Annotated in this window: 13 protein-coding genes; 4 read left to right on the top strand and 9 right to left on the bottom strand. The window is 63.6% G+C overall.

From position 1 onward, the window contains the following. Positions 1-78: 78 nt before the first annotated feature. From ACGYLC_RS05785 to coxB, 9 genes are all read right to left on the bottom strand, one after another. Positions 79-663, bottom strand: a complete 585-nt coding sequence (locus tag ACGYLC_RS05785) for a GNAT family N-acetyltransferase (protein ID WP_067267819.1) — start codon at positions 661-663, stop codon at positions 79-81. Beyond that, complete coding sequence (locus ACGYLC_RS05780) at positions 660-1,922, bottom strand: M16 family metallopeptidase (RefSeq protein WP_394422111.1); 1,263 nt, start codon at positions 1,920-1,922, stop codon at positions 660-662. The genes ACGYLC_RS05785 and ACGYLC_RS05780 overlap by 4 nt, the downstream gene beginning before the upstream one ends. Continuing rightward, positions 1,919-3,307 carry a threonine synthase gene (thrC, locus tag ACGYLC_RS05775; protein ID WP_394422110.1) on the bottom strand — a complete coding sequence of 463 codons (1,389 nt, stop codon included), beginning with the start codon at positions 3,305-3,307 and terminating at the stop codon, positions 1,919-1,921. The genes ACGYLC_RS05780 and thrC overlap by 4 nt, the downstream gene beginning before the upstream one ends. Before the next feature lie 4 nt (positions 3,308-3,311). Continuing rightward, entirely contained in the window at positions 3,312-3,998 is a 687-nt protein-coding gene (locus ACGYLC_RS05770; RefSeq protein ID WP_394422109.1) for an SURF1 family protein, read from the bottom strand. A 95-nt stretch (positions 3,999-4,093) separates the two neighbouring features. Further along, the gene (locus ACGYLC_RS05765) at positions 4,094-4,900 is read right to left on the bottom strand and encodes a cytochrome c oxidase subunit 3 (RefSeq protein WP_394400373.1); all 807 of its coding nucleotides are present in this window, start codon (positions 4,898-4,900) and stop codon (positions 4,094-4,096) included. A gap of 35 nt (positions 4,901-4,935) precedes the next feature. After that, the gene (locus ACGYLC_RS05760; RefSeq protein WP_394400375.1) at positions 4,936-5,511 is read right to left on the bottom strand and encodes a cytochrome c oxidase assembly protein; all 576 of its coding nucleotides are present in this window, start codon (positions 5,509-5,511) and stop codon (positions 4,936-4,938) included. After that, entirely contained in the window at positions 5,511-5,678 is a 168-nt protein-coding gene (locus ACGYLC_RS05755; RefSeq protein WP_067267789.1) for a cytochrome C oxidase assembly protein, read from the bottom strand. Before ACGYLC_RS05755 ends, ACGYLC_RS05760 begins: the two co-directional genes overlap by 1 nt. Next, entirely contained in the window at positions 5,678-6,613 is a 936-nt protein-coding gene (gene cyoE, locus ACGYLC_RS05750) for a heme o synthase (RefSeq protein WP_394422108.1), read from the bottom strand. Before cyoE ends, ACGYLC_RS05755 begins: the two co-directional genes overlap by 1 nt. 68 nt (positions 6,614-6,681) lie before the next feature. Further along, positions 6,682-7,599: a cytochrome c oxidase subunit II gene (gene coxB / locus ACGYLC_RS05745; protein ID WP_394400378.1), complete on the bottom strand. Its 918-nt coding sequence runs from the start codon at positions 7,597-7,599 to the stop codon at positions 6,682-6,684. A 179-nt stretch (positions 7,600-7,778) separates the two neighbouring features. Here coxB and tldD point away from each other — a divergent pair, with 179 nt between their 5' ends. The 4 genes from tldD (at position 7,779) to ACGYLC_RS05725 (ending at position 14,106) form a co-directional block, all read left to right on the top strand. Further along, positions 7,779-9,200: a metalloprotease TldD gene (tldD, locus tag ACGYLC_RS05740; protein ID WP_394422107.1), complete on the top strand. Its 1,422-nt coding sequence runs from the start codon at positions 7,779-7,781 to the stop codon at positions 9,198-9,200. A gap of 96 nt (positions 9,201-9,296) precedes the next feature. Continuing rightward, the gene (gene dprA, locus ACGYLC_RS05735) at positions 9,297-10,451 is read left to right on the top strand and encodes a DNA-processing protein DprA (RefSeq protein WP_394422106.1); all 1,155 of its coding nucleotides are present in this window, start codon (positions 9,297-9,299) and stop codon (positions 10,449-10,451) included. A gap of 231 nt (positions 10,452-10,682) precedes the next feature. Then, a complete protein-coding gene (gene topA, locus ACGYLC_RS05730) occupies positions 10,683-13,367 on the top strand; it encodes a type I DNA topoisomerase (RefSeq protein WP_394422105.1) in 2,685 nt (894 codons plus the stop codon). Between the two features lie 151 nt (positions 13,368-13,518). After that, positions 13,519-14,106, top strand: a complete 588-nt coding sequence (locus tag ACGYLC_RS05725) for a L,D-transpeptidase (RefSeq protein ID WP_394422104.1) — start codon at positions 13,519-13,521, stop codon at positions 14,104-14,106. Positions 14,107-14,171 lie beyond the last annotated feature (65 nt).

The following is a 14,171-nucleotide window of genomic DNA, read 5'->3' as shown; positions in this document are numbered from 1 at the left end:
GGGAGAATGCGAGGCGTGAGGCGGGGCGAAATGCCCCGGCGATGCTTGTGTTGTCAGCGAAAGGTTTCGGGCTGCGGCTTAGCCTACGTCCGTGCGGCCGCGCCGATCTTTACGCAGGGAGGCGTAGAGCACATGGGTCCGCCAGCGGCCATCGATTTGCAGATAGCTCTGCGCGACGCCCTCGTATTTGAAGCCCGCCTTTTCGAGCAGGCCGCGGGAGGCTTGGTTTTCCGGCAGGCAGGCTGCTTCGATGCGCGACAGGTCGAGCCGGGTGAAGGCCTGATGCACCGTCGCTTCGATCGCCTCGCGCATGTAGCCTTGGCGGGCGAAGGGTTCGCCCGTCCAATAGCCCAAAGTGCCGGATTGGGCAGGACCGCGGCGGATGTTGTCAAGGGTGATCGCGCCGACGAGGTTTTGATCGCTGCGCCGGATCAGGAAGAGCGGCATGGCGTTGCCCGAGGAGACCGAGCGCTGCGCCCAGTAGACGCGGTTGGTGAAAGCCTTGCGGGTGAGGTGATCCTCGGCCCATGTCGGCTCCCACGGGCGCAGGTAGTCGTTGCTGGCGCGGCGCAGGGCGGCCCAGGCGCGAAAATCGGCATGGATCGGCGGACGCAGGGTCAGCCGTTCCGTCTCTATCCGCAGTTTGCGTCGCCCCAGCATCACGCGGCGCGTCTGTTGTGGAGGTCGCCCAGCGTCGGCGCGGCCTCGACCGGGCCGTAGAGCGCGAGCGCCGCCGGCGCCTGCGTTGCCATGCGCTCGGCGAAATCGCGCACGTCGCCGGTGGTCACGGCGTCGATCTGGGCCACGGTTTCTTCGAGCGGCGGCACGCGGTCCCAGATCTGGATCAGCCGGGCCAGACGTTCGGCACGGTTCGAGGGGCTTTCCAGCCCCATGAGCAGCCCGGCCTTCATCTGCGCACGGGCGCGGGCGACTTCGGCAGGCGACATGTCTGAGGCCGCGCGTTTCATCTCGTCGATGGTGATATTGGCCAGTTCGGGCAATTGCTCGGCGCTGGCGCCGGCGTAGATCGTGGTCATCCCCGTGTCGGCATAGGCACCGGCTTGGGCGAAGATCGTGTAGCAAAGGCCGCGATTCTCACGAATCTCTTGGAACAGGCGCGAGGACATCCCGCCGCCCAAGGCCGAGGCATAGATTTGGGCGATGTAGATGTCGTCGGAGCGATACCCCGGGCTCTCAAAGCCAAGCGCGAAATGGGCCTGTTCCAGCTGTTTGACCTGTCGATATTCACCGCCGCCGAAACGGGCGCTGTCGATCTGGTAGAGCGTCTTGGCGGGCATATCGCCAAAGAGGCTTTCGGCAAGTTTGACGATTTTGTCGTGGTCTACCGCACCGGCCGCCGAAAGGATCATCTGTTCCGGCCCGTAGTGATCGGCGATGAAGAGCTGCAGATCGTCGCGCGAGAAGGCCGAGACCCGCTCGGCGGGCCCAAGGATCGTGCGGCCGATGGGCTGATCCGGGTAGGCCTGCTCTTGCAGCCAGTCGAAAATCACATCGTCGGGCGTGTCGAGCGCTTGGCCGATCTCTTGCAGGATCACGCCGCGTTCGACTTCAACCTCCGAAGGGTCCAGCACCGGGTTGCGCAGGATATCGGCGATCACATCGAGGCCGAGCGCCACGTCGTTTTCCAGCACGCGCGCGTAATAGGCCGTCACTTCGCGCGAGGTATAGGCGTTGATATAGCCGCCCACATCCTCAATCGCCTCGGCGATTTGCAGCGAAGAACGGGTCGCGGTGCCTTTGAACGCCATATGTTCGAGGAAATGCGCGATGCCATTTTGCTGCGGCGTCTCATGCCGCGCGCCTGCGTTGACCCAGACGCCGATGGCAGAGGAGGCAAGCCCCTCCATATGTTCGGTAACGATGCGAAAGCCGTTGGGCAATGTGGTCTGTTGAAGGCTCACGCGGAGAGGTTTCCTTTGATATGCGCTTTGAGCGCGTCGAGGTCGTTGGGCAGCCGGGTGAAACGTTCTTCCCGGTCGAAAAGGTCCGCCATGCGGGGCGGCAAGGCGGGGCGGATGCCGGTTGCGGCTTCGACCGCGTCGGGGAATTTTGCCGGATGGGCGGTGGCCAGCGTGACCATCGGCGTGGCCGGATCGCGCAGATCATCCGCGACTTTCACGCCAACGGCGGAATGCGGGCAGAGCAACTCGCCCGTGGTGCGACGGCGGTCGGCGATGGTGGCAGTGGTTTCCTCTTCGGAGACGCGGCCCGAGCGGTAGACGTCTTGCAGCGCTTGCATCGCCCCTTGGGAGACGTCGAACCCGCCTCGACCCAGCTCGTCCATCAGCTGCGCCACGGCACCGGCGTCACGATCATAGGCGTCAAAGAGGGCACGCTCGAAGTTCGAGGAGACTTGAATGTCCATCGAGGGGCTGATCGAGGGGGTCACGCCCCCTTTGTGATAGCCTTGGCCCGAGAGGCAGCGGTGCAGGATGTCGTTCTGGTTGGTGGCGACGACGAGATCGGCGATGGGCAGGCCCATGCGCTTGGCGATATAGCCCGCGAAGATGTCGCCGAAATTGCCCGTGGGCACGGTGAAGCTGATCTCCCGCAGGGGCGCGCCAAGGCTGGTGGCGGCGGTGAAGTAATAGACCACCTGCGCCAGCACCCGGCCCCAGTTGATCGAGTTCACGCCCGCCAGCCGCACTGAATCGCGGAAGTCGAAATCGTTGAACATGTCCTTGAGGCGCGCTTGGCAATCGTCGAAATCACCGTCGATGGCCAGCGCGTGCACATTGGATTCCGCGGGCGTGGTCATCTGGCGGCGCTGCACATCCGACACCCGGCCATGGGGGTAGAGGATGAAGACATCGACATTGTCGAGCCCCTTGAAGGCTTCGATCGCGGCGGAGCCGGTGTCACCCGAGGTGGCGCCCACGATGGTCACCCGCTCGCCCTTGCGACCCAGAGCGGCCTGAAACATCTGGCCGATCAACTGCATGGCGAAGTCTTTGAACGCCAGAGTCGGGCCGTGGAAGAGTTCCAGCAGGAAGTGGTTCGGCGCGAGTTGCACCATCGGCGCGCGAGCTGTGTGTCCGAAACCCTCATAGGCGCGGGCGATGATGGCGCGGAATTCTTCATCTGTAAAAGTGTCACCGATGAAGGGGCGCATGACGGTAAAGGCCACCTCTTCGTAGCTTTGGCCCTGCATGGCCGCGATCTGTTCCGCGCTCAGCGCGGGGATCGTTTCGGGGACGTAGAGGCCGCCGTCACGGGCGAGGCCGGTCAGCATCGCCTCTTCGAAGGACAGAACGGGGGCGGAGCCACGGGTAGAGATATAGCGCATAGTGTCAGTCGACTTTCGGCGTTGCAGGGGCGCGGCGGCGGCGCAGGAAAAGGACGGTCATCGCCAGCCAGATGGCGGCGAGGGAAAACCAGGTGATCGCATATTGCAAGTGATCGTTGGGGATGCGGGCGGTGTCCACGGGCAGCGGGGTGATCTTTGGGTCCGGCCCGGTGCCTTCGCGCATCACGATCAAGAGCGGTTCGGTGTCGAGGGTTTCGGCCATGAGTTCAACATCGCGGGCGAACCAGATGTTGCGATCCATGTCGGCCGCGGGGGTGAAACTGTCGACCTCCTGGGGCCATTGCAGGTTGCCGGTCAGGGTGGTGGCGCCTGCGGGGGCGATAGCGTCTTTGTTCGACGTGGCGGTAAAGCCGAGGTCGATGAGCACGCGCCGCCCGCTCTCCAGTGCCATGGGCGCGATGACGCGGTAGCCTGCGCCTTTCTGCTTTTGGCTGACCAGCACATGCAGCGCGTCCTCCCCGATCTCTCCGCTGACCGTGACGGGCAGATAGGCGTCGGCTTCGGGGTCAGGATCGGCGGGCAAGGCGACGGGCGCGGCGGCGATGCGGTTGTTGATATCGGCGATGATCGCTTCTTTCCACGCCAGCCGCTGCACCTGCCAGACCCCAAGCGCGACAAGGATGGCGGCCCCGCCAAGGCCGACGATGATGAAGAACAGGCTGCGCCGCATTCGAATCTCTCTGGCTGAAACGACAAACGCGCGAAGAGGGCTTCGCGCGTTTGGGTTTTACGGGTGTGGGGCGCGGATGCAACCCCGCCCTATGTTTAGGGCTGGCCCCACATGTAGACGGCGAAGAAGAGGAACAGCCAGACCACGTCGACGAAGTGCCAGTACCACGCCGCCGCCTCGAAGCCGACATGGCGTTCGGGGGTGAAGTGGCCGCGCATGGCGCGCAGCAGGCAGACGAAGAGGAAGATCGTGCCGATGATCACGTGGAAACCGTGGAAGCCGGTCGCCATGAAGAAGCTGGAGAAATACATGTCGCCGCCGAATGTCCAATCGTCGTGGACCAGCAGTTCGTAGTATTCGTAAGCCTGCAGCCCGGTGAAGAGCACGCCGAGGATCACCGCGATGGTCAGGCCCGAGATCAGGTCTTTGCGGTTGTTCTCATGCACCAGCGCGTGGTGCGCCCATGTCACGGCACAGCCCGACAGCAGCAGGACCAGCGTGTTGATCAGCGGCAGGTGAAAGGCGTCGACCGCGTGAATCTCGGGCTGGACGTATTGCGTGCCGACATATTCATACATCGGGTAAAGGGCCTGTTTGAAGAAGGACCAGAACCACGCGACGAAGAACATCACTTCGGACATGATGAAGAGGATGAAACCATAGCGCAGGCCGATCCGCACCACGCCGGTGTGATCGCCCACTTCGCTTTCGGAGACCACTTCGGCCCACCATCCGAACATGACGTAGAGGGTGGCGACCAGACCGCCCAAGAAGACGAAGGGCGTCATCCCGTGCATCCACAGGACAGCGCCCGCCAGCATGACAAATCCGCCTACCGACCCCAGCAGCGGCCAGGTCGAGGGGGGGAGAATATGGTAGTCGTGGTTTTTTGCATGGGCCATGGTTGCGGGTCCCTCACCTTTGTTCAATCAGGTCGTTAATTGGTTGTTGTGGCGCTGTCCTGATCAAGGGCGGCATAGCCCTCGGGCAGGTCAATTTCGTAGAATGTATAGGACAGAGTGATGGTATGTACAAACTTCCCATCACGGTCTTCGACCATTTCCGGGTCAACGAAGAAGCTCACCGGCATCTGCACGCGCTCGCCCGGGGCCAGCACCTGTTCGGTAAAGCAAAAGCAGTCGATCTTCTCGAAGAAGGCGCCGGCGGTATAGGGGGTGACGTTATAGCTCGCCTGCCCCGCCACGGGTCGGTCGGTCGGGTTGTACGCCTCATAGAACGCCAAGCCGGTCTCGCCGATGCGGACTTCCATTTCGCGCACCACGGGTTTGAACTCCCACGGCATGCCGTCATTCAACGAGCCGTCGAACCGCACCTTGACCGTCTTATCCAGCACATCGGCACTGGCGGCAGAGACTTGGCCCGGCGTGCCGCCAAAGCCGGTGACGCGGCAGAACCAGTCGTAAAACGGCACCGACGCCCAGGCGAGGCCGCCCATGAGCACCACCACGCCGACGGTTTGCATCACTGTTTTCTGAGGACCGGAAAGCGCCATTACTGTGTCACCTCGCGTTGCTCCGGGGGGAGTTCGAAATCGGTCTGGGTGATCTTGACATAGGTCAGCGCCATGATCAGCACCACGAAGGCGCCCAGCATCAGGCCCACGCCGATGTTGCGGCCCCGGCGGCGGTCGTGCAGTTCATGCTCGGGTCGGATGCCCATTACCAGCCCCCCAAGCCAAAGGTGCGCAGGGCCGCTTCGCCCAGGATCGCCCCGAAGTGCAAAAAGAGATAGGCCAGCGACAGGCGGAAGAATTTGCGCTCTTCGGCATAATCGTCACCCTCGGCCATGACCTCATCCCGTTTCCAGATGCGGTAGGCCCCCAAGAGGAAAGCCGCGTTCAGCACCAGCGCCACGGCGAAATAGAAGATGCCGCCGATGGCCGTGAAAGCCGTGCCGATGGCCAGAGCGGCCAGAAGGACGGTGTAGACGAAGATATGCAGCCGCGTGGCCGGGCGGCCATGGGTCACGGTCAGCATCGGCACCTTCGCGTCGTCGTAATCCGAGCGCATGAAGAGCGCCAGCGCCCAGAAATGCGGCGGCGTCCACATGAAGATCAGCGCGAACATCAGCCAGGCCTCGACTGAGAAGCTGCCCGTGGCGGCGACCCAGCCGATCACCGGCGGGAAGGCCCCCGCAGCACCGCCGATGACAATGTTCTGCGGTGTCAGACGCTTGAGCCACATGGTATAGAAAACGGCGTAGAAAAGGATGGTGAAAAGCAGCATCCCCCCCGCCAGCAGGTTGGTCGCCAGCGCCAGCATCATCACCGACAGACCCGAGAGCGCCACGCCAAGCGTCAGCGCCTCACCGGGTTGGACCCGGCCCGAGGGGATCGGGCGCCCGCGCGTGCGGCGCATCACCGCATCGATATCGGCGTCCCACCACATATTCAGCGCGCCCGAGGCCCCGCCGCCGATGGCGATGAACAAGATCGCGCAAAAGCCGATGACGGGGTTGACCGAAACCGGCGCGGCCAACAGACCCACGAAGGCCGTAAAAACGACCAGCGACATGACGCGCGGCTTCAGCAGGGCGAAGTAATCCCCCAGCTGCGCGTCGTATTCACGTGTCGGCGTATTGGTGATGTCAGTCATCCCGAACCTTCGAACCTTCCAAGGGGAAACACGGGGCACGGGCCTGCGCCCTGCCCCGTGGCACTTGCTTACTTAGAGGCGACGGTCAGCGGCTGTTCGATGCCAGCATATTCCGCCTTGGCGTTGCCAAGCCATTCCGCATAAGCCTCTTCCGAGACGACTTTGACGGTGATCGGCATATAGGCATGGGCCTGACCGCAAAGCTCGGAACATTGGCCGAAGTAGACGCCCTCTTGCTCGGCAGTGAACCACAGTTCGGCCAGACGGCCCGGCACGCCATCCTGTTTCACGCCGAAGGCGGGGATGGTCCAAGAATGGATCACGTCGCTGGCGGTGACCTGCACGACGATGGTCTTGCCCACGGGGATCACGACGGATGTGTCGGTGGCCAGCAGGAAGTCGTCGCGGCTGTAGCCTTCTTCTTCGAGCTTGGCGACCATCGCGTCATTCAGCACGAAGGGGGTCACGTCCTCATCGCCGTCGCCCAGCGTCGCCGGGGCGCCGATCATGTAGCTGTCAAAAGCGATCTCTTCGTCGACATATTCATAGGTCCAGTACCACTGGTTGCCGATCGCCTTGATCGTGATGTCCGCTTCGGGGATTTCCTGCTGGCGGAACAGGATCGGCAGCGAATAGGCACCGATCAGCACGAGAATGAGAATCGGCCCGATGGTCCAAGCGATTTCGATCGGGGTGTGGTGGGTGAAGGACGAGGGGTTCGGGTTCCGCTTTTTGTTGTAGCGGACCATGACCCAGACGATCAGACCGGTCACGAAGATGGTGATTGCCGTGATGATCACCAGAATCAGGTGATCCAAATCATGGATATCCCGCGCCAATTCGGTAACGGCGGGTTGAAAGCCTGTCTCGCCGTCAACAGGTCTGCCGATGACATCAAGCCCGTCAATGCGCAGGCTGTCCTGTGCCAATGCGGGCAGGGCGGCAAGGCTGGTCAAAAGACCGGAAAGGGGGAGTAGATGTTTCATATGTCGTCCTGATCTTGTGACCATTAAGAAGCCGATAAGCACCCCAAACCGCGGCTGCGATCCGGTGCCGTTGTAATCCTGGGTGCTTACAATCATATTCTGCCTACAAGATAAAGTCACATGCTTGCGTCATAGAGCCGCGCGAGACAGTTTTGTGACAGCAAGCAAGGATACCCCCGATGAGCCGCGCGCATTTCACCCCCTTCGAGGCCGATCTGGACCGAGAAACCGCTCTGAGCGTGCTGCGCGAGGCCGTGGCCGGTGCCGATGACGGCGAATTGTTCCTCGAACGGCGCCGCTCCGAAGCGCTGGTGTTCGACGACGGACGCCTTAAAACCGCGAGCTACGATGCTGCCGAGGGCTTTGGCCTGCGCGCCGTGCGCGGTGAGGTGGCAGGCTACGCCCATTCGACCGAACTGAGCGAGGCCGCCCTGCGCCGCGCGGCGGAAACGGCGCGGCTGGCGGTGGGCGATGGCGGCGGCACTTGGGCGGATGCGCCTCAGGCCAGCAACACGCGGCTTTATACGGATGAAGACCCGATCGCCGGCCATGCCTTCCCGGTCAAGGTCGAGACTCTGCGCGAGATCGACGCCTATGCCCGCGGGCTCGACCCCCGCGTCGTGCAGGTCAGCGCCACCATCGCCGCCAGCATACAAGAGGTCGAGATCCTTCGCCCCGAGGGGCATTCGGTGCGTGACCTGCGCCCGATGACACGCGTCAACGTCTCGGTCATCGTCGAGCAGGATGGCCGCCGCGAAAGCGGCGGTGTCGGCGGCGGCGGGCGGATCGGGCTTGATGGGATGTTCGCCCCCGAAGACTGGCAGGCCAAGGTCCGCGAAGCCCTGCGCATCGCCTGTGTGAACCTCGAAGCCGTCCCTGCCCCCGCGGGCGTGATGGACGTGGTGCTCGGCCCCGGCTGGCCCGGCATTCTGCTGCACGAAGCCATCGGCCACGGGCTTGAGGGCGATTTCAACCGCAAGGGTTCCAGCGCCTTCGCCGGGCTGATGGGCCAGCAAATCGCCGCCAAGGGCGTGACCGTGCTGGACGATGGCACGATCCCCGACCGGCGCGGCTCGATCTCGGTCGATGACGAGGGCACCCCCTCGGCGCGCAATGTGCTGATCGAAGATGGTAAGCTGGTCGGCTATATGCAGGACCGTCAGAACGGGCGGCTGATGGGCGGTGCCTCAACGGGGAACGGGCGGCGGCAGTCCTATGCGCATATCCCGATGCCGCGCATGACCAACACCTATATGCTGGGCGGCAAGGCGGCTCCGGGCGATATCGTGGCTGACCTCAAGGACGGGATCTATGCCGTGGGTTTCGGCGGCGGGCAGGTCGATATCACCAACGGCAAATTCGTCTTCTCCTGCACCGAGGCCTACCGCGTGCAGAACGGCAAGATCGGCGCCCCGGTCAAAGGCGCCACGCTGATCGGCGATGGGGCCACGGCCTTGCAAAAGATCCGCGCTATCGGCAATGACCCCACGCTCGACCCCGGCATGGGCAACTGCGGCAAGCAGGGGCAATGGGTGCCGGTGGGCGTGGGCCAGCCCACTTTGATGATCGGCGGGCTGACCGTCGGCGGGGCCGCGACCTGACAGCACGCAGGGGTTGCATCAAATGCGTGGGGAAATGTTCATAGGTTGTTAAGCACTAAATCCTATACCTGATTCTGCAACGGACGGAGTTTCGGGATGACTGACAAGGACCTACATCCTTCTTCCACTCACCCCCCACTCCCACCCACCCAGGAAGACGAACAGTTTGCCCGGCTTCGTCTGTTGCGCTCTCGCCGTGTGGGAATTTCGACCTACCGGCGCTTGCTGGATGAACATGGCTCTGCCCAGGAGGCGCTGAAGGCGCTGCCGGAAGTCGCGCGTGCCGCCGGGATATCGGATTATCGTATCTGCCCCGAAGGGGTCGTTCAGGCTGAACTCAACGCCGCCCGCCGCGCCGGGGCGCGGCTACTGGTCGAGGGGGAGGCACCCTACCCGCGCCTGCTCCGCGACCTCCCCGATGCACCCCCCTTCTTATGGCTGATCGGCGACCCGGCGCTGCTGGGCCGGCCGATGATCTCCCTCGTGGGCGCGCGAAACGCCTCTTCGCTTGGGCTGCGCATGGCCCGCAACCTCGCCGCCGAACTTGGGGAGGCTGGCTTCGTCGTCGTCTCTGGCCTTGCCCGGGGGATCGACGCGGCAGCGCATGAGGCTGCCTTGGCCCACGGCACCATCGCGGTGCAGGCAGGCGGGGTCGACATTATATATCCCAGCGAGAACACCGCGCTGGCCGGTCAAATTGCCGCGCAGGGGCTGCGCCTGTCAGAGCAACCGATGGGCCTGCAACCAATGGCGCGGCATTTCCCACGCCGCAATCGCATCATCTCGGGTCTGAGCCGTGCAACGGTGGTGGTCGAGGCCGCGGCCCGCTCGGGCAGCTTGATCACCGCACGCGATGCGCTGGATCAGGGGCGCGACGTGCTTGCGGTCCCCGGCCATCCGATGGACGCCCGCGCGGCAGGCTGCAACATGCTGATCCGCGACGGCGCGGTGCTGGTGCGCTCCGCCGCGGATGTGTTGGAGGTCTTGCCGGAGGGGGGTGTTCAGACCTCGGCACCTCGCAGCAAGCCCCCCGCAGCGCCTCGCCCGGAACCGCCGCCGCGAAATCAAAGCCCCGTCGCGAAACTCCACGCGCAAATCCTCTCCCGTCTCGGCCATGCGCCCTTGGCCGAAGACCAGTTGATCCGCGACCTGCAAGTGCCCAGCAGCGACGTCGCCCCCGCGCTCCTCGATCTTGAGATGGCGGGAGAAATTCAGCGCCAACCCGGCGGGCTGCTCAGCCGCTCCGCCTGACGCCGCGATGACGCAGTCCCGGGCCGAAGACCACGGGAACCGGGGGCCATGCGCGTGATACTCGACCGAGCCGCGCCTAGGCATCAATGCCGCCGAAACGGCCCATCCGGCCTGCGAAACCGCTGCGCGGCAAACCCGTGATACGCAGCAGCCGCATTGACAAACACCCCTGCCATCCCACATGAGACAGCGCAAAGCCGCCCCCGTTTTTGATCTAAGGTGCCTGTATTTATGCCCGTCGTCGTCGTCGAATCCCCAGCCAAGGCCAAAACGATCAACAAATATCTGGGCGACAATTACACCGTTCTCGCCTCTTACGGCCACGTCCGCGACCTGCCGCCGAAAGACGGCTCGGTCGACACTGACGCCGATTTCGACATGAAATGGGAGGTGGCCAGCGACAGCAAGAAACACGTCAAGGCCATCGCCGACGCGCTGGCCCAAGACAACGCACTGATCCTCGCGACCGACCCCGACCGCGAGGGCGAGGCGATCAGCTGGCACCTGCAAGAAGCGCTGACCAAGCGCAAGTCGATCAAGAAGGACACGCCGGTGAGCCGCGTGGTCTTCAACCAGATCACCCAAAAGGCCGTGACCGAGGCGATGCAGAACCCCCGCCAGGTCGACATGCCGCTGGTCGAAGCCTATCTCGCCCGCCGCGCGCTGGACTATCTGGTGGGCTTCAACCTCTCCCCCGTGCTCTGGCGCAAACTGCCCGGCGCGAAATCCGCGGGCCGCGTACAATCGGTCACCCTGCGCCTCATCGTCGAACGCGAGATGGAGATCGAGGCCTTTCGCGCCCGCGAATACTGGTCGGTGAAGGCGCTGCTCGCCACCCCGCGCGGTCAGGAATTCGAGGCCCGCCTCGTCTCGCTCGCCGGCAAGAAGCTGGAGCGCTTCGATCTGGCCGATGCCACGCAGGCCGAGATGGCGGTGCAGGCGATCACCTCCCGCGCGCTCAAGGTGATGAACGTCGAGGCGAAGCCGGCCAGCCGCAATCCCTCGGCCCCCTTCATGACCTCGACCCTTCAGCAGGAGGCCAGCCGCAAGTTTTCCATGGGCGCGCGCCAGACCATGTCGACCGCGCAGCGCCTTTATGAAGCAGGCCACATCACCTACATGCGGACCGACGGCATCGACATGGCGCCCGAGGCCGTCTCGATGGCGCGCGACGCGATCAAGGACCGTTTTGGCGCGGATTACGTGCCGAAAGAGCCGCGTATTTACAAGAACAAGGCTAAGAACGCGCAGGAAGCCCACGAATGTATCCGCCCCACGGATATGACCAAGGATGCCAAGGCGCTGAAGCTCGACGCCGATCAGGCCAAGCTCTACGACCTGATCTGGAAACGCACGCTGGCTTGCCAGATGGAGAGCGCCCGGCTGGAACGCACCACGGTCGAGATCGGCAGCGACGACGCGCAGGTCGGGCTGCGCGCCAACGGTCAGGTCGTGCTCTTCGACGGTTTCCTCAAGGTCTACGAGGAAGGCCGCGACGATGTGGTTGATGAGGACGACAAGCGCCTGCCGCAGATCCATCAGGGCGACGCGATGGACAAGCGCGCCGTCACCCCCGAACAGCATTTCACCCAACCGCCGCCGCGCTACACCGAAGCGACGCTGGTCAAGAAGATGGAAGAGCTCGGCATCGGGCGCCCCTCGACCTATGCCAGCATCGTCACCACGATTCAGGACCGCGAATATGTCCGCAAGGACGGCAACCGCCTGATTCCCGAGGATAAGGGCCGTCTGGTGACCGCCTTTCTTGAGAACTACTTCCGCCGCTACATCGGCTACGACTTCACCGCCGATCTGGAAGACCAACTCGACAAGGTCAGCGCCGGGGATGCCGCCTATAAAGAAGTGCTGCGCCGCTTCTGGCGCGATTTCTCGGCCGCCATCGCCGAAACGTCAGAACTGCGCATTACCGAGGTGCTGGAGAAGATCAACGAGGTGCTGGAGCCACATCTCTTCCCGCCCACCGAAGACGGCAGCGATCCGCGGCTCTGCCCGAACTGTGAGATTGGCCGCCTGTCGATGCGCACCGCGCGTTCGGGCGGCGCCTTCATCGGCTGCTCGAACTACCCCGACTGCCGCTACACCCGCCCCTTCGGCCCGCCCGACCCGGAGGCCGAAGCCTCCGCCATCCCTCCCGACGGCAAGCTTCTGGGCGAGGATCAGGGCGACGAGATCCGCGTCTTCAAAGGCCGCTTCGGGCCCTACGTACAGCGCGGGCCGGTGACCGAAGAGAACAAAAAACCCCCGCGCCAGTCGATCCCCAAGGATTGGGTGCCCGAGGACTTGACGCTGGAACAGGGCGTGATGCTCTTGTCGCTCCCGCGCCAGATCGGCCCCCACCCCGAGGATGGCGTCATGGTTTGGGCCAACATCGGCCGCTACGGGCCTTACATCAAACACGCTGAAAGCACCTCGGACCGCGGCGGCACCAACGCTAACCTCGAAGGCATTGACGAGGTCTGGACCGTGGGCATGAACCGCGCCGTGCAGCTTCTGGCCGAAAAGGTCGCCAGCCGCGGTGGCCGGGGCAAGGCCGCGAAACCGATCCGCGAGATGGGCGAACACCCGGACATGGGTGGCGCGGTCAACGTCATGGAAGGCAAATACGGCCCTTATGTGAAATGGGAAAAGGTCAACGCCACGATCCCCAAGGAGATCGAACCGGCAGACCTGACCATGGAACGCGCGGTGGAGTTGATCGAAGAGAAGCTCGCCAAATCCCCCGCCAAACGCAAAGCGGCGACGAAGAAGGCACCCGCTAAGAAGACGGCGGCCAAGAAGACCGCTGGCAAGAAGACGGCGGCGAAAAAGACGGCCACAAAAAAGGCACCGGCAAAGACGGCGGCCAAGAAACCCGCGGCGAAGAAAACAACCGCGAAAAAAGCCGACAGCGCGTAAGTCGCGCATAGGCCCAGCAACCGCGCCGGGGGATCGGCGCGGTTCCGCCTGTGGCCAGCCTTTATATCCAGCATCATGAATATGTGATTTGCCATTCCCCTGCGATTTTCGGATCAGGGGCGGTGGCAAGACCAATATGAAAGGCAGATCAATGTCAGGCATGAAATTCACCCGGCGCGGGCTGATCGCCGCAAGCGGCGCGGCGCTGATGACGCCGCAAATCCTGCGGGCACAGGAGCCCGGCCAAGCGCCGCGCGAGTTTTCCACCGAAGCCCCCGTGTCGCGCAACACGTCGAGCTTTGCCACGCAGCGCTGGCAGAACCATTTCGACAGCCTTGGCAAAGGCGCGATCGTGGCGGACACCACCAGCCGCGCCCTGCATTACTGGAGCGCGGACGGCCAGACCTACAAGGTCTACCCGACCTCCGTACCCGCCACCGAAGAGCTGACCAAACGCGGCTACACCGAGATCGTGCGCAAGAAGGTCGGCCCCGATTGGACGCCCACAGCCTCGATGATGGAGCGTTTTCCGCATTACAAATACATGCCGCCGGGCCCGGACAATCCGCTGGGCACCCATGCGATGTACCTCAGCTGGCCTGCCTATATCATTCACGGCACCCATGACACGCGCAAGATCGGGCGGCGGTCCTCGGACGGTTGCATCGGGCTCTATAACGAAAAGATCGAAGAGCTTTTCGGCCTCTGCCCCGTGGGCACGCAGGTGCGCATCATCTGACCTTCCGGGCGGCCTTTCCTGCGTAGCACCACGTAATTGACACTGCCCCGACGCAGGGTCACATA

The sequence above is a fragment of the Sulfitobacter sp. 1A12157 genome (genome assembly GCF_043557345.1).
In the GTDB taxonomy this organism is placed as follows: domain Bacteria; phylum Pseudomonadota; class Alphaproteobacteria; order Rhodobacterales; family Rhodobacteraceae; genus Sulfitobacter.
Note: the sequence above shows the minus strand (reverse complement) of the source record. Positions and strands in the feature narration are given on the sequence as shown.